Annotated in this window: 19 protein-coding genes; 12 read left to right on the forward strand and 7 right to left on the reverse strand. The window is 64.6% G+C overall.

All coding sequences use genetic code 11. The features are described 5' to 3' along the window. Positions 1-5: 5 nt before the first annotated feature. On the reverse strand, positions 6-494 hold the full coding sequence (locus BLR80_RS01465) for an SRPBCC family protein (RefSeq protein WP_092075522.1): 489 nt from the start codon (positions 492-494) through the stop codon (positions 6-8). After that, positions 475-1,443, reverse strand: coding sequence for a MerR family transcriptional regulator (locus BLR80_RS01470; RefSeq protein WP_143012061.1), 969 nt, complete (start codon positions 1,441-1,443; stop codon positions 475-477). Before BLR80_RS01470 ends, BLR80_RS01465 begins: the two co-directional genes overlap by 20 nt. 98 nt (positions 1,444-1,541) lie before the next feature. Between BLR80_RS01470 and BLR80_RS01475 the strand changes: the two genes are divergently transcribed. Then, positions 1,542-1,832 (forward strand): hypothetical protein, encoded by a 291-nt coding sequence (locus BLR80_RS01475; RefSeq protein ID WP_092075526.1) that lies wholly within the window; start codon positions 1,542-1,544, stop codon positions 1,830-1,832. Positions 1,833-1,840: 8 nt separating this feature from the next. Continuing rightward, a complete protein-coding gene (locus BLR80_RS01480) occupies positions 1,841-3,436 on the forward strand; it encodes an ABC1 kinase family protein (protein WP_245691286.1) in 1,596 nt (531 codons plus the stop codon). 143 nt (positions 3,437-3,579) lie between these two features. Here BLR80_RS01480 and BLR80_RS01485 read toward each other — a convergent pair whose 3' ends face one another. Beyond that, positions 3,580-5,364 (reverse strand): DEAD/DEAH box helicase, encoded by a 1,785-nt coding sequence (locus BLR80_RS01485; RefSeq protein WP_092075528.1) that lies wholly within the window; start codon positions 5,362-5,364, stop codon positions 3,580-3,582. A gap of 307 nt (positions 5,365-5,671) precedes the next feature. On the opposite strand from BLR80_RS01485, the gene sucC reads away from it, so the two are divergent. From sucC to rsgA, 5 genes are all read left to right on the forward strand, one after another. Then, positions 5,672-6,868 carry an ADP-forming succinate--CoA ligase subunit beta gene (gene sucC / locus BLR80_RS01490; RefSeq protein ID WP_092075530.1) on the forward strand — a complete coding sequence of 399 codons (1,197 nt, stop codon included), beginning with the start codon at positions 5,672-5,674 and terminating at the stop codon, positions 6,866-6,868. Between the two features lie 5 nt (positions 6,869-6,873). After that, positions 6,874-7,749: a succinate--CoA ligase subunit alpha gene (sucD, locus tag BLR80_RS01495; RefSeq protein WP_092075532.1), complete on the forward strand. Its 876-nt coding sequence runs from the start codon at positions 6,874-6,876 to the stop codon at positions 7,747-7,749. Between the two features lie 135 nt (positions 7,750-7,884). Beyond that, a complete protein-coding gene (locus BLR80_RS01500) occupies positions 7,885-9,717 on the forward strand; it encodes an ABC transporter ATP-binding protein (RefSeq protein ID WP_092075534.1) in 1,833 nt (610 codons plus the stop codon). Further along, the gene (locus BLR80_RS01505) at positions 9,707-11,509 is read left to right on the forward strand and encodes an ABC transporter ATP-binding protein (RefSeq protein WP_092075536.1); all 1,803 of its coding nucleotides are present in this window, start codon (positions 9,707-9,709) and stop codon (positions 11,507-11,509) included. The genes BLR80_RS01500 and BLR80_RS01505 overlap by 11 nt, the downstream gene beginning before the upstream one ends. After that, complete coding sequence (gene rsgA, locus BLR80_RS01510; RefSeq protein WP_092075538.1) at positions 11,506-12,411, forward strand: ribosome small subunit-dependent GTPase A; 906 nt, start codon at positions 11,506-11,508, stop codon at positions 12,409-12,411. The genes BLR80_RS01505 and rsgA overlap by 4 nt, the downstream gene beginning before the upstream one ends. Before the next feature lie 339 nt (positions 12,412-12,750). On the opposite strand, the gene BLR80_RS01515 is transcribed toward rsgA, so the two are convergent. The 4 genes from BLR80_RS01515 to BLR80_RS01530 form a co-directional block, all read right to left on the reverse strand. After that, a complete protein-coding gene (locus BLR80_RS01515; RefSeq protein ID WP_092075540.1) occupies positions 12,751-13,839 on the reverse strand; it encodes a tetratricopeptide repeat protein in 1,089 nt (362 codons plus the stop codon). A gap of 20 nt (positions 13,840-13,859) precedes the next feature. Then, positions 13,860-14,678, reverse strand: coding sequence for a hypothetical protein (locus BLR80_RS01520; protein ID WP_092075542.1), 819 nt, complete (start codon positions 14,676-14,678; stop codon positions 13,860-13,862). A gap of 29 nt (positions 14,679-14,707) precedes the next feature. Beyond that, positions 14,708-16,000, reverse strand: a complete 1,293-nt coding sequence (locus tag BLR80_RS01525) for a cytochrome c3 family protein (RefSeq protein ID WP_092075544.1) — start codon at positions 15,998-16,000, stop codon at positions 14,708-14,710. A 132-nt stretch (positions 16,001-16,132) separates the two neighbouring features. Continuing rightward, entirely contained in the window at positions 16,133-16,915 is a 783-nt protein-coding gene (locus tag BLR80_RS01530) for a hypothetical protein (RefSeq protein ID WP_092075546.1), read from the reverse strand. A 389-nt stretch (positions 16,916-17,304) separates the two neighbouring features. Here BLR80_RS01530 and BLR80_RS01535 point away from each other — a divergent pair, with 389 nt between their 5' ends. From BLR80_RS01535 to yihA, 5 genes are all read left to right on the forward strand, one after another. Next, a complete protein-coding gene (locus BLR80_RS01535) occupies positions 17,305-18,585 on the forward strand; it encodes an O-acetylhomoserine aminocarboxypropyltransferase/cysteine synthase family protein (protein ID WP_281241566.1) in 1,281 nt (426 codons plus the stop codon). A 132-nt stretch (positions 18,586-18,717) separates the two neighbouring features. Further along, positions 18,718-19,530, forward strand: a complete 813-nt coding sequence (locus BLR80_RS01540; protein WP_092075548.1) for a hypothetical protein — start codon at positions 18,718-18,720, stop codon at positions 19,528-19,530. Positions 19,531-19,626: 96 nt separating this feature from the next. Continuing rightward, on the forward strand, positions 19,627-22,323 hold the full coding sequence (gene pepN / locus BLR80_RS01545; RefSeq protein WP_092075550.1) for an aminopeptidase N: 2,697 nt from the start codon (positions 19,627-19,629) through the stop codon (positions 22,321-22,323). A 19-nt stretch (positions 22,324-22,342) separates the two neighbouring features. Further along, positions 22,343-23,413 carry a GGDEF domain-containing protein gene (locus BLR80_RS01550; protein WP_092075552.1) on the forward strand — a complete coding sequence of 357 codons (1,071 nt, stop codon included), beginning with the start codon at positions 22,343-22,345 and terminating at the stop codon, positions 23,411-23,413. Next, complete coding sequence (gene yihA, locus BLR80_RS01555; protein ID WP_092075554.1) at positions 23,404-24,069, forward strand: ribosome biogenesis GTP-binding protein YihA/YsxC; 666 nt, start codon at positions 23,404-23,406, stop codon at positions 24,067-24,069. The genes BLR80_RS01550 and yihA overlap by 10 nt, the downstream gene beginning before the upstream one ends. Positions 24,070-24,124: the final 55 nt, after the last annotated feature.

Below are 24,124 nucleotides of genomic sequence, written 5' to 3' on the forward strand. Positions count from 1 at the left end.
GGCGCTCAGTGGTTCGGGTCTGGACCGGCGGTGTCCAGCAGGCCAAGGCGCTGGCTAAGCTGTTCGTGGCGGTAGGCGAAGATGGCTGCCAGCCGGGGCGCCACCAGCCAGCGCTGCAGTGGCCGGCTGAAGGGGTCGCCGGGCAGCCCATAGTGGACCACATCGGTCATTGCGGTGCCGCCGGCGCAGGCTTCGAAGCGGTGCTGATGGTGCCAGAAGCGGTAGGGACCGAAGCGCTGTTCGTCGATAAAGAAGTGCGGCTCGCGCACCTGGGTGATTTCGGTGATCCAGCGCAGGGGGATGCCGGCCAGCGGATGGACGCGGTATTCCACCAGCATGCCGGCGTACATGCGCTCGGGCACCGCCGAGTGAATGCGGAAGTCGAGCCAGGGCGGCGTGATGGCGGCCAGATTGCGCGGATCGGAAAAGAACCGCCAGGCGCTGGTCAGGTCGGTGGCCAGCAGGGTCTGGCGCTCAAGACGGTAGAGTTTCATCGGTACCCTCCGCGGGAATGGCTGGCCAGGCGGCGAGGGCCTGGTCAGTGGCGGTCAGGCTGACAAAATGACGGATGCCGGCCAAGGGGCGCAGCCGACTGACTCCCCGGCCGCCGGCCCACAGGGCGATGGCCGGAGCCAGGCCGGCCCGCAGGTGGCCCAGCTGGCTACGCACCTGATGATTGGGCTGGTGACCGCTGAAGGACAGGCCAACGATGTCAACGCTCAGCTCCGCCGCCAGGGACTGCAGCTGGGCTGCCGGCACCTCGCTGCCAAGCACCAGGGCGCGCTGGCCGCGGGCGCGGGCCAGGGTCGCCACCAGCAGCAGGCCGAGGCGATGATGTTCGCCCGGCAGGGTGGCCAGCAGCAGCAGGGGCTGCTGGTGGCAACGATCAAGGCTCGGCATGTTCTGTTGCAGCACCTCTTGCAGCAGGGCGCTGAACAGAGCCTCCTGGCGGATGCTGAGCCGGCCGCAAAGCCAGGCATCCCCGACCGCCTGCAGCAGTGGCGGCACAAACTGGCAGATGAAGGCCCGGTTGCCCCGTTGCTGATGCTGCTGTTGCAGGGCGCGCTGCAGCTCCAGGGGACGGTTGGCCAGCAGCAGCGAGATGAGCTGCTGCTGATCGGCCGCCAGCGGTGATGCGGCTGGCTGGTGTTGCTGCAGCAGCTGCTGACGACCGGCCCTGTCGAGGCGGAACAGCTCCCTGGGCCGGAAGCCCAGGTCGAGCAACTGGCGGACCTGGCGCAATTCGGCTACGGCAGCGGCACTGTAGCGGCGGCGGCCATGGCTGTCGCGGTCGGCGGGTGCCAGCGCATAGCGTCGTTCCCACACCCGCAGACAATCCTTGCTGATGCCGGTTTCGCGCTCCACCTCCGGCAGGCTGAAAAAATCGCCCGCGCTTTCGGCCGGCGGCTTGTCGGTCGTGGCGACGGGGCCGTGCTGGGGCATGAGGGCCTCCGTTATTTTGTCCTGGACAAAGTTGCTTTTTACGTCATATTTATCGGAAAAGATATTTTTGTCCAGAACAAAAAACACAGGAGGTTGCCATGGAGCGATCGCTGGAACAGTTGGTTTTTGGCGCCTTGGGCGCGGCCCTGCTGGCGCGGGAAAAGCTGGAGCAGACCGGAGGCCAGCTGCAGGATTGGCAACGCGAGGCGCAGCAGCGGGGCGAGGCTTTTTTTGCGCAGGCGTTGGAACGTGGCAGTGCCGAGCGCGACGCGCTGAAGGGTTCCTTGCGGCAACTGGTGGCTGAGCTGGTGGATGAGTTGGGGCTGGCCACGCGGGAGGATCTGCAACGGCTGGAGGAACGTCTGCTGGCGGCGCGGAGGGACGCCTGAGCAGCCGGTTGGGGGCGGCCTGGCTTCAGCTGTGGCGCCGTGGCCGGTTGCTTGCGCCACTGTATCGGCCCCGCCGGCTGTATCTGCTGCTGCGGGTGCTGGTGACGCTGTTTCTGCTGTTGCGGCGTCGGTCGCGCTGGCTGGGGCTGACGCCCCTGCCCCCGGTGGCACTGGTGGCGGCCATCGAACAGCTGGGCGCCAGCTTTATCAAGCTGGCCCAGGTGCTGGCGACCCGGGCCGATTTTTTTGACGAAGCGTACCTGGCCGGTCTACGCCAGTTGCAGGATCGTCTGCCGGCCATGAGCGCTGGCGATCGTGACCGCTGCCTGGCGCTGGCTTTTCCCGCCGCCTGGCCCTTTGTCGATTTTGATCGCCAACCGCTGGCCTGTGCCTCCATTGGTCAGGTCCACCGTGCCACGCTGGCCGATGGCCGCCTGGTGGCGGTCAAACTGCGCCGTTTCGGTATCGAGCAGGTGGTGCGGGCCGATGTCCGTCTGCTGCGGCTGTGCCAGTGGCTGCTGCAACCGTTGTTTTCCTCCGATACCCGCCATTCCGTCGAGGCCGTGCTGAGCGCTTTTGGCCGCACCATTGTCGAAGAGGTCGACATGGCGCAGGAGCTGGCCCATCTGCAGCAGTTCCGCCAGCTCTACGGTGCCAGTGGCCTGCGGTTTCCCGTGCCCCACCCGCCACTCTGTTCTTGTCATGCCCTGGTGATGGATTTCGAGGACGGCGTGCGCTGCGACGACAGCGCTGCCCTGGCGCGGCTGGGCGTTTCTTTTCCGGCCGTGATGGAAACCCTGGTGCGGTTCTACACCGAGCAGATGCTGGTGAAGGGTTTTTTTCATGCCGATCCCCATCCCGGCAATCTGCTGGTGCGGCCCGACGGCCAGCTGGTGTTGCTCGATTTCGGCATGGTCAGCCGCATTCCGCAGGAAACCCGCAAGGCGATGATCTACGCCGTCAAGGCGGCCTACGAACGCGATTACGCCCTGCTGGTGCGTGCCACCCGCCGCCTCGGCATCATCACCGAGGCCGCCGCGCCCGAACAGCTCAGCCTGCTGGCCGAGGATATCTTTCGCATCTTCAGCAGCGAAGCGCTCAGTGCCGCCAGCATGCAGCAACTGGCCTTTGGGGTGCTCGACAGCCTCAAGGGCACGCCGTTCAAGCTGCCGCAGGAGGTTGTCTATGTCATGCGGGCGAGTTCCATCATTGAGGGGCTGGGTACCCGCTATATCGAAAACTTCAACGGGATCAAAGATGTCTTGCCGCTGCTGAAGGCCAATCTGGGACGGGCGCTGGGGGAGGGCGAGGGCCTGCTCGATCTGTTGGCCATTGAAGCCAAACAGCTGCCGCTGACACTGGTGAAGACGCGGCAGGTGATCGACAGTCTGGAGCAGGGTGAGCTGGTGGTGCACCTGGCGGCCGACGACCGCCGTGCCCTGCTGGCGGGACTGGCCCGCCTGCTGACACGCCAGAGCCGCTGGCTGGCATTGGTGCTGGCGGCCTTTTATCTGCGCGGCTGGCCGCAGCCCTGGGCCGCGCCCCTGTCGCTGGGTTGTTTCAGTCTGGCCCTGTTGCTGGCCTGGCGTGGCGCGCGCGACTGACCATTGGCTTAGCAGCGCTTGGTCGGCCGCAGTGCGTCCCTTCGTTGGGCGAATTCCGCTGCTGTTGCGGGGCCGTCTCTGGCGGTTGCCCCGGCAGCTGACCGCCGGAGTGGTCCCCGCCAGTTCGGCCGTGGTTGTGGCGATCAGCCCTTGCGCGGTTTTGGTTTGCTGCGGTTGCCTGGCCCTGCGGGTTTGTTGTCGGCACCCTTGCGGGGGCGGCTGGCTTTTTCCGCCGGCCTGGCCTTGCCGCCGCGGCTGGCGGCAGGTTGAGAGGCGGCGCCCACCGGTTGCAGATCGATGGTTTGCTGGTGGATTTTGATGCTGTGCAGGCGTTTGAGCGCCGCTGGCGACAGGTCCGCCGCCAGATCGATTTCACTGCTGGCATCGCCGATACGAATCTGGCCGATCTGCTCACGTTGCAGCCGGCCTTCGTTGCTGAAGGCACCGACGATATCGGCCGGACCGATGCGCTGCTGCCGACCGAGGGCGATGCGGTAGGTCTGCATGGGGCTGCTGGCACGGCTGGCGCGTGGCCGTCCCGTGGTGGCGGCTGCGCCGTCCCGTTGCGGCCGTTCCCGCTCTGGCCGGCGGCTGGCCGGTTCCAGCTCGGGCAGGTCGGGAAACAGCGGTTTGTCGCGTTGCAGCTGCCAGACCAGGGCGGCGGCCAGTTCGGCCGGTGCGATCTGTTCGCTTTGGGCCAGGGCGTCCATCAGCCGGCGCAGCGCGGTCAGATCCTGCTCGGCCAGGGTCTGCTGCAGCTGGCGGCGTAGCCGTTCGATGCGGCAGGCGCTGATGCGGTCGCTGTCGGGGATGTCGAGGGCGGCGATGCGCCGGCCGGTGGCCTGTTCGATGGCGCGCAGCAGGCGTTGTTCCGCCGGTGTCACGAACAGGATGGCGCGGCCACTGCGGCCGGCGCGGCCGGTCCGGCCGATGCGGTGGATATAAGCTTCGGTGTCGAAGGGGATGTCGTAGTTGAACACATGGCTGATGCGCTCGACATCCAGGCCACGGGCGGCGACATCGGTGGCGACGACAATGTCAAGCCGGCCCTTTTTGAGCCGCTCGATGGTGTACTCGCGCTGAGACTGGCTCAGGTCGCCGCTGAGGGGGGCGGCGCGGTAACCGGCCTGTTCGAGCTGTTCGGCCAGTTCGGTGGTGGCATTCTTGGTGCGAACGAAGACGATGATGCCGTCACTGTCCTCGCTTTCCAGCAGACGGCAGAGAACGGCGAATTTCTGGTTGGGCCGCAGCAGCACGAAGCTCTGCTCGATCAGTGTCACGGTGCTGGTGGGCGAAGCAATCTGGACCTGTTCGGCATCGCCCAGATAGCGCTGCGCCACCCGGCGGATGGCCGGTGGCATGGTGGCCGAGAACAGGGCGCGCTGGCAGTCGGGCGGAGAGGCGGCCAGCAGGGTTTCGACATCATCGATAAAGCCCATGCGCAGCATTTCGTCGGCCTCGTCGAGCACCACCGCCTGCAGCTGGCTGAGATCGAGGCTGCCGCGCTGCAAGTGGTCGAGCAGGCGACCGGGGGTGCCGACCACCACCTCGATGCCGCTGTGCAGCTGCTTGAGCTGCAGGCCCATGGCGCTGCCGCCATAAAGGGCCACAGTGCGGGTGCGCGGCAGGTGGCGGGCGAAGCCTTCGATGGCCTGGGCCACCTGAATGGCCAGCTCGCGCGTTGGCGTCAGCACCAGAATGCGGGGACAGCGGGAATCGCTGGCGCTTTCCAGTCGCTGCAGCAAAGGCAGGGCGTAGGCGGCGGTCTTGCCGGTGCCGGTCTGGGCCGTGCCCAACAGGTTGCGGCCTTCGAGCAACAGCGGAATGCTGTGCTGCTGAATGGCCGAGGGATGCTGATAATCGAGATCGTAGAGGGCCTGCAGCAGGGCTGCGTTGAGGCCCAAAGCGGCAAATTCGGGGGAAAACATCAGGGGAGCCTTACCGTGTATTGGAAGAAGGAGGGCAGGGTAAAAGTTCCGTAGTCTGGCCGATCAGGCGTAAAAAAGCCAGTGTTTTTTGCCGGCCGGGCAAAAATACGCCCGGATTCTGCCGCGCTGGCGACCGAGGCCGAAAGTGGCCGTCAGCACTCAGGCAGCGCGTAAAATGCGCTGCCGGGTAAAATGGCCGCGCCATTGGCGCCCGCCTCCGATTGGTGTAAGCTGGCGGCGTTTCTCTGTCAGACGCCCGTGGTCCCGCCAGCGGGGCCCTCATTTGATGCCAAGGCAGGAGAGAGTTATGAACATTCACGAGTACCAGGCGAAGGAAATCCTCAACGGCTACGATGTCCCCGTGCCGCGCGGCCGGGTGGCGGTGACGGCCGACCAGGTCGAGCGCAAGGCCAAGATGCTGGGGGGCCGCTGCGTCGTCAAGGCGCAGATCTACGCCGGTGGCCGCGGCAAGGCCGGCGGTGTGCAGGTGGCCTATCATCCCGAACAGGCCCACGAGATTGCCAAGGAAATGTTCGGCAAGCGGCTGGTGACACCGCAGACTGGCCCGGAGGGCCTGAAGGTACGGCGTATTCTGGTGGAGGAAACCGTCGAGGTCGGGCGTGAATACTACCTGTCCATTGCGCTTGATCGCCAGAGTTCGCGCTACTGCCTGATCGGCTCGGCCGCCGGTGGCGTCAACATCGAGGAGGTGGCAGCGAGTTCGCCGGAGAAGATTCACAAGCTGCTGATCGACCCCTATACCGGCCTGCGTTCCTACCAGGCGCGCAAGCTGGCCCATGCCCTGGGGCTCGAAGGCGGCGTGGCCGAGGACTGCGTGCAGCTGATTCTCAATCTCTACCGCTGCTGCCTGGACAAGGACTGCTCGCTGATCGAGATCAACCCGCTGGTGGTGACCAAGGCCGGCTGGCTGCTGGCGCTGGACGCCAAGATCAACTTCGATGACAACGCCCTGTTCCGCCACTGGGAATACCACGAGATGCAGGACTATTCGCAGATGGAGCCGCTGGAAATCAGTGCCGCCAAGTTCGATCTGGCCTACATCAAGCTCGACGGCAATATCGGCTGCATGGTCAACGGAGCCGGCCTGGCCATGGCCACCCTCGACGTGCTGAAGGAGAAGGGCGGCGAACCGGCCAACTTTCTCGATGTCGGCGGTGGCGCGACCCGCGAAAAGGTGGCCGAGGCCTTCCGCATTATTCTGCAGGACAGCGATGTCAAGGCGGTATTCGTCAATATTTTCGGTGGCATCATGCGTTGTGATGTGATTGCCCAGGGCATCATCGAGGCGGCCAGCGACAGCCATTGTGACCTGCCCATCGTGGTGCGCATGGACGGTTCGCAGGTGGCCGAGGGCAAGGCGTTGCTGGAGCAATCGGGTCTTAATGTCCAGTGTGCCGATTTCCTCGGCGATGGCGCGGAGAAGATTGTGACCATGCTGCAGCAGGCAGCGACCGATGCGGCCCAGGGCCAGGAAAGGGGGTAGGACTCATGGCGATTCTGATCAATCAGGAAACCCGCGTTATCGTGCAGGGCATCACCGGCAAGACGGGCCTGTTTCACACCCGCGAGTGCCGCGCCTACGGCACCCGCATTGTCGGCGGGGTCACACCGGGCAAGGGCGGCATCCATGTCGAGGGGATTCCGGTTTTCGATACCATGGAAGAAGCGGTGCGCGTCACCGGAGGCACGGTGTCGATGATCTTCGTGCCACCGCCGGGCGCGGCCGACGCGGTGCTCGAAGCCTGCGACGCCGGGGTTGAGTTGGTGGTCTGCATCACCGAGGGGGTGCCGGTGAAGGACATGGTGCTGGCGCGCCAGGTGGTGGCTGACAGCAAAACCCTGCTGATCGGGCCGAACTGCCCCGGCCTGATCACGCCGGGACAGTGCAAGATCGGCATCATGCCGGGCTATATCCATAAGCCGGGCAAGATCGGGGTGGTGTCGCGCAGCGGCACCCTGACCTACGAAGCGGTCAAACAGCTGACCGATGCCGGTCTGGGCCAGTCGACCTGCGTTGGCATTGGCGGTGACCCCATCATTGGCATGAAGTTCATCGATGTGCTGGAGCGCTTCAACGCCGATCCGGACACCGAAGGGGTATTGATGATCGGCGAGATCGGCGGCAGTGCCGAGGAAGAGGCGGCCGCCTGGATTCAGCAGAACATGAAAAAACCCGTCGCGGCGTTTATTGCCGGGGTGACGGCGCCGCCGGGCAAGCGCATGGGCCATGCCGGCGCCATCATCAGTGGTGGTAAGGGCCGTGCCGAAGACAAGATCGCTGCCCTGACCCAGTGCGGTGTCTGTGTTGCCAGCAGCCCGACCCGCATGGGTGTGGCCATGCTTGAAGCCCTTGGCCGGGCCTGATGGCTCAGGTCGGGCTTTCCGGTTGCCCCCGCTGCCGCCGCTGGCGCGGCAGTGGCGCTGCCGGGGTCTTTCGTCCGCCGCGCTCATGAGCGCGGCGGACGCCAACCGTTGTAACCGGAAAGCTCCTGTTCCCCCATGCTATTGACCCTCCGCTGTCTGTGGCCCTGGCTGCAGCCCCATCGCGTTGTGCTGCTTAGCGGCAGTCTGTGGATTCTGCTGAGCAATCTGCTGCTGCTGAGCCTGCCCTTGCTGTTGCGCCAGGCCATCGCCGCCATCGAACAGCACGACTGGAATCAGGTGCGTTTCTGTGCCGCTCTGATGGTGCTGGCCACCCTGCTGGGTGCCCTGAGCCGGGTGCAGTCGCGCCTGCAGATTCTCGGCTGCGGCCGGCGGGTCGAGGTCGATCTGCGCCGGCAGCTGTTTGGCCGCCTGCTGGACGCGCCGGCGCCCTTTTTCGATCGTCTGGGTACCGGTGATCTGATCTCGCGCCTGACCAACGATTTGACCCAGGTGCGCATGGTGGCTGGCTTTGGCCTGGTGTCGCTGATCAACGCACTGGTGGTTTACAGTCTGACCCTGACGGCCATGCTGTGGCTGGCGCCGCTGTTGAGTCTGCTGGCGTTGCTGCCCTTTGTGTTGTTGCTGTGGGCGGTGAAACGCATCAGCCGCCAGGTGCTGCACTACAGCGCCCGCACCCAGGAGCAGCTGGGTGGATTGAGCGACCGCGTCGACGAGGCCTTCAATGGCCAGCGCAGTCTGCGCAGCGCGGGCTTTGAGCCTCTGGTGCAACGCCAGTTCGACGCGGCCAACGCGGCCTATCTGGCCGATGCCGAGGCGTTGGCGCGGTCCCGCTCCCTGCTGGTGCCCCTGATGAGTCTGGTGACGCCGGTGGGCCTGTTGCTGGTGCTGTTCGTGGGCGGGCGCCAGGTTATCGCCGGTAGTCTGCAACTGGGCGATCTGGTGGCGTTCAATGCTTTTCTGGTGCAGCTGGCCATGCCCACGCTGATGCTGGGCTGGATTCTGACCCTGTTTCAGCGGGCGGCGACAGCCTTCGAGCGTCTTGATCTGGTGCTGCAGCTGCCGGCTGTGGCGGCCCATCCGCCAGCGCCGCCAGCGCCGGTTCCGCCCTGCGGCGCACCCGCAGCGGAAGCCCTGGGGCCGCGGTCCGGTCCGACTCTCCGCCTGCAAGGGCTGCGTTTTGCCTACGAATCGCAGCGCACGGCGGTGCTCGGGCCGCTGGATCTGACCATCGCCAGCGGTCAGTGTGTGGCCCTGGTTGGCCCGGTGGCCTGTGGCAAGACCAGCCTGCTACGGCTGTTGACTGGCCGCTATCCGCTGCCGCCGGGCATGCTGTTCATCGACGGCCGCGATATTGGCTCTCTCGATCTGGAGGATTACCGCCGGCGGTTGTCGGTGGTGCTGCAGGAGGGGCAGTTGTTCAGTGGCTCTCTGGCACAGAATCTGACCTTTGCCGCGCCGGCGACCCCTGCGGAACAGATTGACGAGCTGGTGCGGCAGGTCTGTCTCGATGAGGATCTGGCCCGCCTGCCCGCCGGCCTGGCCAGTCGGGTGGGCGAGGGCGGCCTGACCCTGTCTGGCGGTCAGCGCCAGCGGGTGGCGTTGGGGCGGGCCTTGTTGCGGCGCGGCGATCTGTGGCTGCTTGATGATCCCTTCAGTCATCTCGACGGCGCCACGGCGGATCGCCTGTGGCGTCAGCTGCGGCCGCAACTGGCCGGCTGTACGGTTGTCCTGGCGTTAAGTCGGGTGCGGCTGGCCTGTCAGGCCGACTGGGTGATCTGTCTGGAGCAGGGGCGTGTCCGTGAACAGGGCACGCCAGCGACCCTGCAGCACAGCGGCGGTGATTTTGCCCGGCGGCTGCGGCAGGAACAGCTGGCTGAGGAATTGGGGACGAACGACGCCAGCAGTCTGTCGCGGCAGGGCGGGGAGGTGGTGGCTGATGGCCGATGACGAGATGCGCGGTCGTCTGCTGGATGGCCGCCTGCTGGCCCGTTTTGTGCCGCTGTTGCGGCCCTATCGCCGGCTGGCCCTGCTTGGTTTTGCCCTGCTGCCGCTGATTTCACTGACCCGGGCCGGCCAACCGCTGCTGCTGGGCCTGGCCATTGACCGCAGCATCGTGCCGGGGGATCTGGCCGCGCTGCCGCCGCTGGCTCTGTTGCTGCTGCTGCTGGTGGTGCTGGAAGGCGCTTTGGTGTTCGGCCAGAACTACGGCGTGCAACTGGTCGGGCAGCGGGTCATGGCCGATTTGCGGCGCGTCAGCTTTGCCCGCCTGCAACGGCTGCCGCCGCGCTGGTTCGACTGGCAGCCGTCGGGTCGGGTGGTGACCCGCCTGACCTCGGATATCGAGCAGGTCGGTGAGCTGTTTGGTTCCGGCATCGTGTCGGCCTGTGGTGACCTGATGACCCTGGGCATGATCCTGGCGGTGATGCTGCGCCTGCATGGCCCCCTGACCCTGCTGACCTTCGCCCTGGTGCCACTGCTGGTGCTGGCATTGCTGCTGATTCGTCGGCCCATGCGCCAGTTGATGCGGCGGCTGCGGGCGCAGACCGCCAGTCTGGGGGCCTTTGTCGCCGAACGGGTCAACGGCATGGCCGAGGTGCAGATCTTCGGCCAGCAGCAGCGCAGCGCGGCCGAGTTCGAGGCGCTGCAGCAACCCTATCTGACCACGGCGCTGGCCTGGGTGCGCTGGGAGACCCTGTTTTACGCCAGCGTCCATCTGTTCGGCAGCCTGACCCTGGCGGCGATCGTTTATTTCGGCGGCGGCCAGGTGGTACAGGAGCAGCTGAGCTTTGGTCTTCTGGTGGCCTTTATCGAATATGCCCGGCGTTTTTTTCAGCCACTGACCGAGCTGGCATCGAAGTTCTCGGTGTTGCAGACCAGCAATGCCGCGCTGGAGCGTATCTTCGCGCTGCTGGATGAACCGCTGGAACCGGTCGGCGGGACAATGCCGCCGGCAGGCGCTGGCGTTTTAGGCTTTGAGGCGCTGAGCTTTTCCTACCAGCCGCAGACGCCGGTGCTGCGTCAGTTCGATCTGCAACTGGCGGCGGGTGAATGCGTGGCGCTGGTGGGCGATACCGGCAGCGGCAAAAGCACCCTGGCGCAACTGCTGCTGGGTTTCTATGCGCCCGATGAGGGCCGTATTCTGCTCAATGGTGGCGATATCGCCGCCATGGACAAGACGGCGCTGCGACGGCAGATCGGTTATGTGGCGCAGGAGCCGTTCCTGTTTTGCGGCAGCGTACGGCAGAATCTCGATCCGGCTGGCGCTGCGTCGGCAGAGCGTCTGGCGCAGGTGCTGGCCGAGGCTGGCGCCGAAGCCCTGGTGACGCGGCTGGGTGGGCTTGATGCGCCGGCCATTGGCCCGCGCGGTCGCAATCTTTCCAGCGGCGAACGGCAGCTGCTGGCACTGGCGCGGGCGCTGCTGCCTCAGCCTCAGGTATTGGTGCTGGATGAGGCCACCAGCCATCTTGATGGCGACAGCGAGGCGCTGATCTACCGTGCCCTGGCGCGGGTGGCGCGGCGCCGTACCACCCTGATGATTGTGCACCATCTGCGGCTGGCGGCCCAGGTGGCTGACCGGATTGTGGTGTTGCACCAGGGCCGGCTGGTGGAGCAGGGCTCCCATGCCGAGCTGCTGGCATTGCCGGGGCGCTATGCCCGCTTGTGGCATCTGCAGCAGTTGCAACAGCAGGCGCAGGAAACCCGATCAGCCGGCCGCGTGACCGGCGAGGAGACTCTATGACCATGCCAGTGCCGCCGGGCCGGCGCCATGGCCGGATTGTGCGCCATTACGGTGTCGAGGTCCGGTTGGCGTTTGATGATGGCGATTTCTTGACGGTGCGGGTGAAGCGCAACTCCGGTCATGTGGTGGGCGACCGGGTATGCTGGCACGGTGACCGGCTGGAACGGCTGGAACGGCGCACCCTGCTGCAGCGACAGGATCCATTTGGCAAGGTGCGCTCCCTGGCCGCCAATCTTGATGGTCTGGGCATTGTCCTGGCCCCCCAGCCGACGACGCCGGTGGCCTTTATCGAACGGGTGCTGGTTGCCGCCCGCAGCGCCGCCATCGCGCCCTTTTTGCTGGTCAACAAGGCCGATCTGGCTGGCAGCGCGGTGCTGGCGCAGCAGCTACGGCAGCAATTTGGCGATACCCAGCCGCTGCTGTTGGTCAGTGCTCTGAGTGGCGCCGGGCTGACGCCGTTGCGTGACCTGCTGGCGACACTGGGCTGCTGCGCTCTGGCGGGTCAATCGGGTGTTGGTAAAAGCGCCCTGCTCAACGCCCTTTGTCCCGGTCTTGATCTGCAGGTTGGTGAGCTGGCCGAAGGCGGCCAGGGCGGTCATACCAGCAGCGTGTCGACTCTGGTGGATCTGGCCAGTGGCGGCAGCCTGATTGATACGCCGGGTTTTCGCGATTTTGCCCCGGTGCAGATTGCCAGTGCCGAACTACCCGGCTGGTTCCCCGGTTTCGCCGAGCTGTTACACCAGCGTGCCTGCCGCTTCCGTGATTGTCGCCATCGGCAGGAACCCGGCTGTGTTATCCGTCAAGCCCTGGCTGACGGCAGCCTGTCCGCTGAACGCTATGGCCGCTATCTGGCGCTGCTTGATGAACTCGAAGCCGCCGAGCAGCGCCAGCGCGGCTGGTGACGGATGCGCCGGGAATCCCGGTTGTTATCGCGAACGATCAGCAGGAGGTTGAAAACGTCCTCTCCGGGGCTTTTTCAACGACGCCAGCCGAAAATGCGCTTTTTCGTCTTGCTTACAAAATCAATCCATTACGGAGCAACGATTGATTTTGGTCGCCCGTCCATGGGCTCTACAGGCTGTTTGTCAATAGCCTGGCAAATGGCAAAGGCCGACGGGCCGGTCTCCAGCAGGAGAAACCGGCCCGTCGGCCTTTTGTTTATCAGTGGGGTTCAGCCGACAGCATTGTTGACTTGAACCGAGAGCCAGGGCTTTCCGGTTGCCCTTTGCTGGCTGTTCGTGTCAGCGCTGCAGCTGGAAATAAAACTTCTTGCTGCTGCCGTGGCGGCTGCGGCCGTAGGTCTGCAGCAGCCAGTCGGTAGCGGCGTCGAGGGAGCCGAAGGTTTTGTGTGCGGTGGCGACGCCGACGGGTAGCTCAAGATCGCTGGCGAGGCGGGCCACCAGTCCCTGCGGATCTCGTTCGATGGTGCCGATGGGGCCGTCGTGGCCATCGCACAGCACCTCGAAGCGGTTGGCGTCACCGACGACGCGGTAGCCCAGGGTCAGGGGCGTGAGATGACGGTTTTGCTGCAGCTTGCGCAGGGCCATGTCGATGCGGGCGCGAGGTTCATCCTCGACGGCGGCACGTTCAGCCTGTGGCTGGCGGGCCGCCTGCTGTTTGGCGATCTTCAGCGCCTGACGGTACCAGTTGACGGCCTTGTTGTAGTCCTGTTCCAGGCCGCGGCCGTAGAAGTGATAGTCGCCCAGCTGCAGGGCCGGTGCCGGGTCGCTGCCGGCTTCGGCCGCCAGCAGCAGCCAGTGGCTGGCGCGGGGGTAATCGCTGCGCTGGTGAAAATGCCGTGCCAGATGCAGTCGGGCGGCCTGATGGCCGGCTTCGGCGGCCTGCTCGAAACATTGAAGTGCCAGCTGGTCGGGCTGGTCGCCGGCGAGAATGGTGGCATTGTACAGCAGGCCCATGTTGTAGAGCAGCTGGCTGTCGTTGGCTTTTTGTGCCCGCAGGGCCTGGTAGCCGTCGTTGAACAGGGCGCGGGCGGCGACGGCATTGTCGCCCAGCTGGCCGTTGAGGCAGTGGCTGGCATGGTGGTCGAGGGGCTGATAGCCGTCAGGCAGGTGATTGCTGTAGCTTTCCGCCAGCAGGATCTTGGCCTGAGGCCAGCCGCGTTCGGCCGCCAGTCGCAGAAAATCGATACCGGTTTCCTGCAGTTCGGTTTCGGCTCGGCAGACGAATTCCTTGCCGCGCTGATAATAATCCTGGGTGTCGCAGCGCCAGCAGACCTTGTAGCTGTAGTTGTAAAGTATGGCGGCCGTGGCGATAGCAACGCAGACAAAGAAGAACAAGCTGTTGAGCAGCAGACGTTTTCGGGCGGTCATGACAAGTCCTTAAGCCTCGCTCATTCGGCGGGAGTCAGATTGTGCGGGTTGCCGTGGCAGTCGCCGCAGCCGGAGGCGCCTTCGAGCATGGCAGGGCTGTGGGGCTGGGCGTGACAGTCGCTGCAGGCCGGCACCATGCCGTGCTCGCCGGCATGGCAGAAGGTGCAGTCCAACTGGCTGTGGGCCAGGTGGGAGCCGCTCAGGTCGGCGACGGCGTCACCGTGGCAGCCGCCACACTCGGTGTTGGGGACGTGGCTGCCGTAGTTGAGGCGGCTGACGTCGTGCACCGGATGGCACAGCATGCAGGTCTGGCTGCTGACGAAGGGATTATGCGGTTCGGCATGGCATTCGGTACACAGCGGCCGGTAACCGTGGCGCTGCTGATGGCAGTCATTGCAGGCCATGTCGCTGTGGGCGCTGGGGCGAGCCAATTCGGCTGCCGGTTCGGCGTGGCAGCGGGCGCACAGGGGTTCAAGGGTGGCCAGCGGCAGGCTGGCGACAGGTGCGTGCGCGTTGCGGTGGCAGTGCAGGCAGTCCTGCATCGGCTCGTCCTCGCCGTGGGGCTGGCCATGGCAATCGCTACAGGCCGGCACCCGTTCGGCCCAGCTGAGCTGGCGGCTGAAGTTGTGGAAGCTTTCATGGCAGTCGCGGCAGGGCTGGCGATGGCCGCCGCCGTCAGCTTTGAGAGTCTGAAAGACGCCTTCGTGGCACTGGGCACATTCAACGGCGGTCAGCGGCGGAATCTCCTGGTCGTAGAAATCCTCCGCGACTGCGGTGGTGGCCCCGCTGGCCAGCAGCGTCAGGCCGAACAGGGCGGTGGCAAACAAGCTGTGGCTCATGGTTTCCCTCGTTTCAAAGCGGCGCGGGCCTAGTTGCGCAGGGCGTGCGGGCCCTGATGACAGTGGTTGCAGTCGCTGAACTGCCGGTGGATGCCCGCATCGTGGGGCTGGCCGTGGCAGTTGTCGCAGCTGAGGATCACCTTGTGGGTACGGCGATGACAGAAGACGCACTCAAGGTTGCCATGCTCGGTATCGGTGGCACCAAGCTCTTTCAGGGGCTGTCGGTGACAGCTGCCACACAGTTGAGGCGCGATGCCGCTTTGGCCGAACTGCAGAGCCGTAGGGCTGTGCGGTTGGTGGCATTTAAGACAGTCGGCGTAGGCCATGTCACTGCTGTGACCATCGTGACAGTCCAGACAACTGCTGGCCAGACCGTGCTCGGCGTGGCATTCATTGCAGTCCATCTCCGCGTGGGCGCTGGGCCAGTCGTGCATCTCCCGGCCCGGCGCCGCATGGCAGGACAGGCAGATGGGTTTGACTGGTGACACTGCGCTCATGTCGATTCGCAGTGGTTCGTGCGGATTGTGACAACGCAGACAGCCGTCCACCCGGTAGTGTTCTGCCGCGCCGGGGGCATGGCAGTCGGCACAGGCCGGAATGACGCCGGATTCTGCCGGCGGGTGATTCTGGTGGCAATCGCTGCAGGTAATGGCGGTTTTGTGGGCGCCGCCGTGGGCGTCGAGGCTGGCGACGGTTTCCTCATGGCAGGCCGCGCACCAGCGGGTCGGGGTGCTGGGACTGAAGGCGTAAGCGGTGGGCCGGTGTGGCGCATGGCAGCCGGTGCAGTCCTGTTGCTGCATGCCGTCCTGGTGGGGTTCGTGGCAGTCAAGACAAGGGCTGAACTGACCGGATGCCAGACCATGACCGCTGTGACAATCGGTGCAGGCCTGGTCGGCGTGCAGGCTGGGATGTTGCTTGAAATCCTTGCCGACGGCTTCGTGACAGGTCAGGCAGGCCGCGGTGGCGTCGGGCAGAGCCGATAAATCGCTGATGCCAGGCGCGTGTGGCGCGTGGCAATCCTGGCAGCCCTGCAGGGCGAAGTGGGCCGCGTCCTTGGGGCCGTGACAGTCGCTGCAGGACGGGATGACCGCCTTGCCGGCCGGTGGATGGCTCTGGTGGCAGTCGAAACAGCCGATGGCGGTTTTATGGGCGCCGCCGTGTTCGGCGATGTCGCGGGCCGGCTGGCGGTGGCACTTGATGCAGTCGGCATCGGTCAGGGGGGGCACAGTTTGTTCGGCGGCGGCCCGGGCGGGGGTCTGACCACTGCTGAGCAGCAGAACACTGAGCAGCACCGTCAACAGATGGCTAGGGTGAAATCTCATCGGAGAACCTCAATGACGCTGCCGGTCGGACGCCCGGCTGGCAGGGGCGTCGCGCCCGCGGGAAAATGCCGCCCGCCGCCGGTTGGCGGCGGGCGCTGTTGCCATAAAGTGCGTTGCTCCCGTGGGCCGGGCTTATTCGGCCAGGGCGTGCGGGTTGAGATGGCAGTCGACGCAGTTGGGGAACTTCTGGTGCATCACGCCATGGGGCTGGCCATGGCAGTCATCGCAGCTGGTGACGGCCATGTGCTCGCCGCTGTGGCAGGTGGCACAATTGAGCTCGGCGTGCTTGCGCTTCGACTTGGCCAGCATGGTGGCGACATCCTCGTGGCAGGGCGCGCACTGGGCCGATGGCAGCTCATCGTTGTAGGTGACCTCTTTCGGGCTGTGCGGCTTGTGACACAGGGTGCAGTCGGTGTTGGTCTGTTGTGGGGCGTGGCCGTCATGGCAGTCGAGGCAATTGGAGAACTGACCTTCCTTGAGGCCGTGAGCGCTGTGACAGGCGTTGCAATCCTGCTCGGCATGTAGACTGGGGTGTTCCGTCATCTCTTTGTCCTGCTCGGGGTGACAGCTCAGACAGGCCGGTTTGACCTCGGCCAGGGCGCTGAAGTCCATCTCAAGGGGGCTGTGCGGATGGTGGCAGCCGCTACAGCCCTGTAGGGCGTAGTGGCTGCTTTCACTGGCGGCATGACAGAGGCTGCAGGCCGGGATGATGTCGCTGCCAAGGGGCGGATGCTCGGCGTGACAGTCCTGACAGCCCATGGCGCCGTGGGCGGCACCCTTGGCTTGTACCCGCTTTACGGCGTCCAAATGGCACTTGATACAGTCGCCGTCGGTCAGGTTCTCGTCAGCCAGCGCGGCGAGCGGGGCGCTCAGCAGGGCCAATAGCAGCACGATCAGGGGCAGACAGGCATTCATGGGCAAAAACCTCCTTCAACAAATCATGGAATGGGCCATCGCAGGGCAGAGCGACCGATGCCGTTGCGCTGCGATGCCGGAAAAGACGGCGCAGCCGCGAGAGAAAAGCAGGTTGCGTCAGGCAAATTGTATACAGTTGCGCAGGCCGCCATCAAAGCAGAATCTGCGGGATAGGTCAAGATTTGACTGTGATAGAACTTTGTTTTGCGTGATTCGGCCATGTGCGGATGGTCAGCGCCGCTGGCGGTGACTGGCCCTGTGGCGAACCGGTGTTTGACGGTCGACTTTTGTTGTGAAACGCGGTAATTTCCTGGTTTCGGAACCGAGCCCCGGCGGGCTGGTCCGTCTTGTTTTCGTACGCCGCCGGATAGCCCCTGGAGATCGCGACGATGATTGATCCGACATGGAAACCGGAAACCCTGGCCGTGCAGGGCGGCTATCGCCCCAAGGCAACCGAGCCGCGCATTGTGCCGATCGTGCAGAGCACCACCTTTAAGTACGACAGCGCCGATCATGTGGCGCGGCTGTTCGATCTGGATTGCGCGGACCATTTTTATTCGCGGCTGAGCAATCCGACAACGGCGGCCTTCGAACAAAAGCTGGCCCAGCTTGAAGGCGGGGTTGGTGCGCTGGCCACCTCCTCGGGCCAGGCAGCCATCAGCCTGGCGATTCTCAATATCTGCCGGGCCGGTCAGCATCTGGTGGCCGCTTCGACGCTCTACGGCGGCACCTATTCCCTGTTCTACACCACCCTGCCGAAGCTGGGCATCTCGGTCAGTTTTGTCGATCCGGCCGCCAGCGCGGAGGAAATCGCTGCCCAGTTTCGACCGGAAACGCGCCTGCTGTTTGCCGAAACCATCGGCAATCCGGGACTTAATGTGCTGGATTTTGATAAATTCGCCGCCGTGGCGCGCCAGCAGCAGGTGCCGCTGGTTATCGACAATACCTTTGCCACGCCCTATCTGTGTCGCCCCTTTGAGTTGGGCGCTGATATCGTGGTGCACTCGGCGACCAAGTACATCGATGGCCATGCCACCAGCCTGGGCGGTGCGGTGGTGGATGGCGGCCGGTTCGACTGGCGCTGTGGCCGGTATGCTGAACTGACCGAACCCGATGCCAGCTATCATGGCCTGCGTTACTGTGAAAAGTTTGGTGCCCAGGCCTACATCGTCAAGGCGCGGGTGCAGTTCATGCGTGATCTGGGCATGTGCGCGGCACCGCTCAACAGCTTCCTGTTCAATCACGGGCTGGAAACCCTGCCTTTGCGGATGGAGCGTCACAGCAGCAACGCTCTGGCGGTGGCACGTCACCTGCAGCAGCATCCCCAGGTCAGCTGGGTCAACTATCCAGGGCTGGAAAGCCATCCGACCTACGCGCTGGCGCAGAAATACCTGCCGCGCGGCTGCAGCGGGGTGCTGACCTTTGGCATCAGGGGAGGGGCCGAGGCTGGCCGCCGCTTCATGGAGGCGACCCGTCTGATTGCGCTGGTGGTGCATGTCGGTGATCTGCGCAGCAGTGTGCTGCATCCGGCCAGTACCACCCACCGTCAGCTGACGGAGGAGCAGCAGCGGGCCTCCGGCGTGCTGCCCGATCTGATTCGTCTGTCCGTCGGCATCGAGCATGTCGACGACCTTCTGGCCGACATCGATCAGGCACTGGCTGCCTGTTGAAGCGGCTGGCCGCTGCGCTTTTCGACAGACAGCGGCGCCGGAATGCTCTATAGTACGGCCTTTGTGAAACGGGCGGCGCGACAGCCGCGCGCCGCGCCCTGTGGTGTCTTTATGTGATGCGGGAGACTGGTTGTGTCGCAAGAGCAAGAGCAACAGCAGCCTGACCGGCCGGAGCCGGCCGGCAAGCGCGAATCCGCTGCCCTCAAGGGCATTGCCGCCCTGTTCGAACGTGACGAACTCAAGGATCTGTTTATCAAGTACCTGATCCTGATCGGCGTGATCGAGGGTTTTATTTTCTTTGTCAGTTTTTTAAGTCAGCTCGGGCCGGAGAATGTGCCCTTTCCGTGGAAGTCGTTTTTCTTCGCCGCGTTTATCGTGCCGCTGACCATCACCTTTTTGCTTGGGGTGATCGTGATCGGTTTTGACCGTTATCTTTATGGTCATCCGCCGGCCGGTGGCGCGGATAGCGGGCGTGGTGGGCTGACACCGACAGAGCAGCAGAGCCGCATTCACAAGTTTCACGCGGTGATGTATGTCATCCGGCAAGTGCCCTTTTTGCTGGGATTGCTGCTTTTGGTGGTGCTTTCGGCGGTGGTCTACAAGCTTGATGTGATTCTGGCGGTGATTGGCCATGTCGGTGAGCAGACGGCTTTCTATGTGTCTGTTGCCTTGGCGGTGCTGCTGGGCGCGGCCCTGATCATGGGGCTGATCTGGATGTTCATGAGCTATAGCCTGCGCAAGAAGAGCATGGAATACCAGTATCAGTACCGCAAAGAGGTCATCGAGCGGACCGGTCTGATCATCCTGGATGACGAGCGGGTGATGGATCAGCAGGGCAAGCTGCTGGGTCAGGAGCAGGTGCCGCTGCTGCCGCAGGAAACCCGTCGTGACGCGGCGGAACGCACACGGCGCGATGATGAAGACGTGATTCTGATTGAGGAATAAGGCGGCGTCGCCGTCGAGGTCATGCGACCCCGTTCCTGTCTGTACGGGAGCGGGGTCGTTTGCATTTGGCGCGGCGGCTGCCGGCGGAGGCGGGGGATGACGGAAGTGGCGGGGAGCAGCACGGCAGCACGACAGCAGGCGGAACCGGTGGTGGTGCGGCGGCTGGATTACCGGCCACCGGACTGGCTGGTCGACGAGGTGGAGCTGTGCTTTTGGCTCGACCCGCGGGCGACACGGGTGCAGGGCCGGCTGCGGCTGCGCCGGGCGGATGCCGGCGGTACCGCGCCTCTGCGGCTGCATGGCGGCGATCAGCCGCTGGTGCGGTTGTGTTGCGATGGGGCTGAACTGGCGTCACACGCCTGGCAACGCGATAGCGATGGCCTGACGCTGTTCGGTCTGCCTGCCGCTTGCACCCTGGAGATCGAAACCGAACTTGATCCACAGGCCAACCGGGCCCTTGAAGGGCTCTACCTGTCAGCCGGTATCTTCTGTACCCAATGTGAGGCCGAGGGCTTCCGCCGTATCCTGTTCTTTCCCGATCGGCCCGATGTGCTGGCGCGTTACACCACTACCCTGATTGCCGATGAGCGGCTGCCGGTGCTGCTGGCGAATGGCAACCTGGTGGCCAGCGGACCACTGGCCGATGGGCGTCATTTCGCCCGCTGGCACGACCCGTTTCCCAAACCGTCGTATCTGTTCGCTCTGGTGGCGGGAGAGCTGGTCTGCCGTGAGCGCCCCTACCGGACGCTTTCCGGCCGGTCGGTGCAGTTGCAGATCTATGTCGAGCCGCGCAACGCCGCCCTGTGCGATCATGCCCTGGCTTCGCTGGAGCGGGCCATGCGCTGGGACGAACAGCGCTTCGGCCTGGAATACGATCTGGAACGTTACATGGTCGTGGCGGTGGATGATTTCAACATGGGGGCCATGGAGAACAAGGGCCTCAATGTCTTCAATTCCAAATATGTGCTGGCCTGTCCGGCAACCGCTACCGATGATGACTATCTGGATATCGAGGGAGTCATCGCCCACGAGTATTTCCACAACTGGACCGGTAATCGCATTACCTGTCGCGACTGGTTTCAGCTCAGCCTCAAAGAGGGCCTGACGGTTTTTCGCGATCAGGAGTTTTCCGCCGACATGCACTCGGCCGCCATCAAGCGCATTGAGGAGGTGCGCCTGCTGCAGACCCAGCAGTTCGCCGAGGATGCCGGTCCGACAGCCCATCCGGTGCGGCCGGACTCCTACGTCGAGATCAATAACTTCTATACCATGACGGTGTATCACAAGGGCGCCGAGCTGGTCCGGCTGTTGCAGACGTTGCTGGGCTGGGAGGATTTTGTCCGCGGCATGCGCCTCTATGTTGAGCGTCACGACGGTCAGGCGGTGACCACCGACGACTTTGTTGCCGCTGTGCTCGATGCCAATCCGCAGGCCGGTATTGACCGGGAGCTGTTTTCGCGTTGGTACAGCCAGGCGGGCACCCCGCTGTTGCGATTGTCCTGGCAGCAGGATGCGGCGGCGGGACAGTGGCGGCTGCACTGTCGTCAGAGCTGCCCACCGACGCCGGGGCAGGAGCATAAACAGCCGGTCCTGATTCCCCTGCGGCTGGCCCTGCTGGATGCGTCGGGCCGGCCCTGCGGTTTGCGGCTGGCGGGCGAGACGGAGGCAGGCGCGCCGGAGCGGGTATTGCGCCTGACCGCGGCAGAGCAGGAGTTTACCTTTGTTGATCTGCCCGGCGAGGTGACGCCGTCGCTGCTGCGCGGCTTTTCGGCGCCGGTGCGGCTGGAGGCTCCGCTGACGCGGGAACAGCAGGCTTTTCTGATGGCCCACGACAGCGATGCCTTTAATCGTTGGCAAGCGGCCCAGGCCCTGCTGCTGCAGGCGCTGCTGGCCGGGCTCAAGGCGCCGGAGGGTGGGGCCGGAGAGTTGGCCGATTCTTTGTTGCTGGAGGCGTTTCATCACAGCCTGACCGACCAGACCGCCGATCCGGCGTTGCTGGCTTTGGCCCTGACCCTGCCGACGGAGGGGTATATCGCTGATCAGCTGCCGGGCGCGGTCGATCCGGCCCGCGTCCATCAGGTGCGCGAGAAACTGCGTGGTCAACTGGCCACCCGCCTGAACGATGCGTTGCTGATCTGTTATCGCCAGCAACAGGATGCCGGTCCCTATGTGTTTTCCGGTCCGGCCCTGGCCCGCCGCCGGTTGAAGAATCTGTGCCTGACCTATCTGGCGCGCAGTCCGGCCGAAGAAGCCCGTGACCTGCTGTGGCAGCAGGCCCGTCACAGTGACAACATGACCGATACCGCCGCCGCCATGGCCCTGTTGGCTGAAACGCCCGATGTCGCAGTCGATGAGCTGTTGCAGACCTTTTATCAGCGCTGGCGGCACCAGCCGCTGGTGATCGACAAATGGTTGGCCTGGCAGGCCCGTTCGCAGCGCCCCGATTGTCTGGCGCGGCTGTGCCGGCTGCTGGAAGATCCGGCTTTTTCATTGACCAACCCGAACCGGGTGCGGGCGCTGATTGGCACCTTCTGCCAGGCCAATCCGTACCATTTTCATGCCGCCGATGGCAGTGGCTACCGGTTTCTGGAGCAGCAGCTCTGCGCGATTGATGGCTTCAATCCGCAGGTAGCGGCCCGGCTGGTGTTGCCGCTGCTGCGCTGGCCGCGTTTTGAGCCTGGTCGGCGCGTTTTGATGCTGGCGGTGCTGCAGCGGCTGGCAGCACGTCAGCCGCTGTCACGCGATCTGTATGAAATGGTGCAGCGGGCCCTGGCGCAGGAAGCGGTGGACTGAGGCTGACGGAGGACGGACGATGGCGATGACCTGGCAGGTGCTGCTGCAGCGGCTCGATGAACAGCGCCAGCAGCTGGAGAAATTCGATCAGGTGGAAACACGCATTTTGGCTACGCTGGATTTTCATGCCTTTTTCGCCACGCTGCTGGCGCAGATTGAGGGCGTGTTCGGGATTCCGCTGGTCTGGTGCGTCTTGCGCCAGGACTCGACGCCTCAACAGCTGCTGGCTGAATTGCCACCGCCGGAAGGCAGTGCCTGGGCTCAGCGGCTGGTTTTGGCCGACAGCTGTCTGCTTGATCAGTTGCTGCCGCCAGCGGCGGCGGTCGTGCTGGCCGACCGGGGGCTGGAACGCTACCGGCCGCTGCTGCCGGCCGGTGTGCCCCTGCCGGGTTCGCTGGCGCTGGCGCCGATTCGGCTGGACGGAGTTTTGGTCGGTTTGCTGGCTCTGGCCGACAATGATCCGGCCCGCTTTGCACCGGATCTTGATCCGCAGCTGCTTGATCGTCTGGCGTTGAAGATTTCCCTGTGCCTGTCGAATGTCACAGCTCATGAACGATTGCGTCAGCAGGCCCGCCGCGATCCGTTGACGGGGCTGCTCAATCGCCGTGCTCTCGATATGGCGCTGGAACAGGAGTTCCAGCGTGCCAGCCGCTACCATACCGTGCTGACCCTGGTGTTTGTCGATCTGAATGATTTCAAACAGGTCAATGACCGTTACGGCCATTCCTGCGGTGATGCGCTGTTGCAGTGGGTGGCGCAGGTGTTGCGCGACTGCAGCCGTCAGACCGATTATGTGGGGCGTTATGCCGGTGATGAATTCCTTCTGCTGCTGCCACAGACCAGCCGGTCGCAGGCTTATGGCCTGATGCAGCGTGCCGAGGCGCGCTTGCGCCAGCAGCCGCTCCGTCTGGCTGGAACCGAGCTGGCCGTTTCTTTCAGTTTCGGCCTGGCCGACGGGCCGTCCCCCGCCATTGCCACAGCGGCCGATCTGGTGCGTCTGGCTGACGCTGACCAGTACCGCTGCAAGCAGGCCTATCACGGCCGCGCACCCCTTCCCTCTGCCGACCAAGGACCGTCCTTATGCATGTGACAGCAGCCCGTTTTGTCAAGAGCGCCACCCGGCCGGCCCATTACCCGGCGGCGGATTTTCCGGAGATTGCCTTTGCCGGCCGCAGCAATGTCGGCAAGAGTTCGCTGCTCAATGTGCTGCTGCAGCGGCGCAATCTGGTGCGGACCTCGTCGACGCCGGGGCGCACCCAGTTGATCAATTTTTTTATTCTTAACGAGGCCCTGTCGCTGGTCGATCTGCCGGGCTACGGTTTTGCCAAGGTGCCGCTGGCGGTGAAAAACCAGTGGGGGCCGATGGTGCAGACCTATCTGCAGTCGCGTCCCACCCTGGCGGCATTGGTGTTGCTGTTCGATATCCGGCGCGAGCCGCGCCCCGACGACCTGCAGCTGCTTGACTGGCTGGAACAGTACCAGGTGCCGACCATCGCGGTGATCACCAAGGCCGACAAGGTTGGTCGCAGCCAGTGGATCGCTCGCCGCAAGGCCATTGCCGAGGCGGCCGGTCTGCCCGTCGATGCTTTTACCCTGTTTTCGGCGCAGACCCGCCAGGGTTGTGATGAGCTGTGGGAACGCATGCAGGTGGCACTGGAGCAATGGCAGCAGAGGGCCGTCAACCTGCCGATAAACGAGACGATTGCCGCTGGTAACGAGCCCGGCGGTATGCCCGATGGCGCTTGACGCTGCCAGGTGATGAGGTTAGGCTGTGCCGACATGGCAGCACTGTGTTGCCGGC

Source organism: Desulfuromonas thiophila (genome assembly GCF_900101955.1).
GTDB lineage: Bacteria > Desulfobacterota > Desulfuromonadia > Desulfuromonadales > Desulfuromonadaceae > Pseudodesulfuromonas > Pseudodesulfuromonas thiophila.

What these genes read in the sequence shown, in the direction of transcription:
- BLR80_RS01465 (WP_092075522.1), bottom strand. Translation starts at nt 494, where the DNA reads ATGAAACTCTACCGTCTTGAGCGCCAGACCCTGCTGGCCACCGACCTG.
- BLR80_RS01470 (WP_143012061.1), bottom strand. Translation starts at nt 1,443, where the DNA reads ATGCCCCAGCACGGCCCCGTCGCCACGACCGACAAGCCGCCGGCCGAA.
- BLR80_RS01475 (WP_092075526.1), top strand. Translation starts at nt 1,542, where the DNA reads ATGGAGCGATCGCTGGAACAGTTGGTTTTTGGCGCCTTGGGCGCGGCC.
- BLR80_RS01485 (WP_092075528.1), bottom strand. Translation starts at nt 5,364, where the DNA reads ATGTTTTCCCCCGAATTTGCCGCTTTGGGCCTCAACGCAGCCCTGCTG.
- sucC (WP_092075530.1), top strand. Translation starts at nt 5,672, where the DNA reads ATGAACATTCACGAGTACCAGGCGAAGGAAATCCTCAACGGCTACGAT.
- sucD (WP_092075532.1), top strand. Translation starts at nt 6,874, where the DNA reads ATGGCGATTCTGATCAATCAGGAAACCCGCGTTATCGTGCAGGGCATC.
- BLR80_RS01500 (WP_092075534.1), top strand. Translation starts at nt 7,885, where the DNA reads ATGCTATTGACCCTCCGCTGTCTGTGGCCCTGGCTGCAGCCCCATCGC.
- BLR80_RS01505 (WP_092075536.1), top strand. Translation starts at nt 9,707, where the DNA reads ATGGCCGATGACGAGATGCGCGGTCGTCTGCTGGATGGCCGCCTGCTG.
- rsgA (WP_092075538.1), top strand. Translation starts at nt 11,506, where the DNA reads ATGACCATGCCAGTGCCGCCGGGCCGGCGCCATGGCCGGATTGTGCGC.
- BLR80_RS01515 (WP_092075540.1), bottom strand. Translation starts at nt 13,839, where the DNA reads ATGACCGCCCGAAAACGTCTGCTGCTCAACAGCTTGTTCTTCTTTGTC.
- BLR80_RS01520 (WP_092075542.1), bottom strand. Translation starts at nt 14,678, where the DNA reads ATGAGCCACAGCTTGTTTGCCACCGCCCTGTTCGGCCTGACGCTGCTG.
- BLR80_RS01525 (WP_092075544.1), bottom strand. Translation starts at nt 16,000, where the DNA reads ATGAGATTTCACCCTAGCCATCTGTTGACGGTGCTGCTCAGTGTTCTG.
- BLR80_RS01530 (WP_092075546.1), bottom strand. Translation starts at nt 16,915, where the DNA reads ATGAATGCCTGTCTGCCCCTGATCGTGCTGCTATTGGCCCTGCTGAGC.
- BLR80_RS01535 (WP_281241566.1), top strand. Translation starts at nt 17,305, where the DNA reads ATGATTGATCCGACATGGAAACCGGAAACCCTGGCCGTGCAGGGCGGC.
- pepN (WP_092075550.1), top strand. Translation starts at nt 19,627, where the DNA reads ATGACGGAAGTGGCGGGGAGCAGCACGGCAGCACGACAGCAGGCGGAA.
- BLR80_RS01550 (WP_092075552.1), top strand. Translation starts at nt 22,343, where the DNA reads ATGGCGATGACCTGGCAGGTGCTGCTGCAGCGGCTCGATGAACAGCGC.
- yihA (WP_092075554.1), top strand. Translation starts at nt 23,404, where the DNA reads ATGCATGTGACAGCAGCCCGTTTTGTCAAGAGCGCCACCCGGCCGGCC.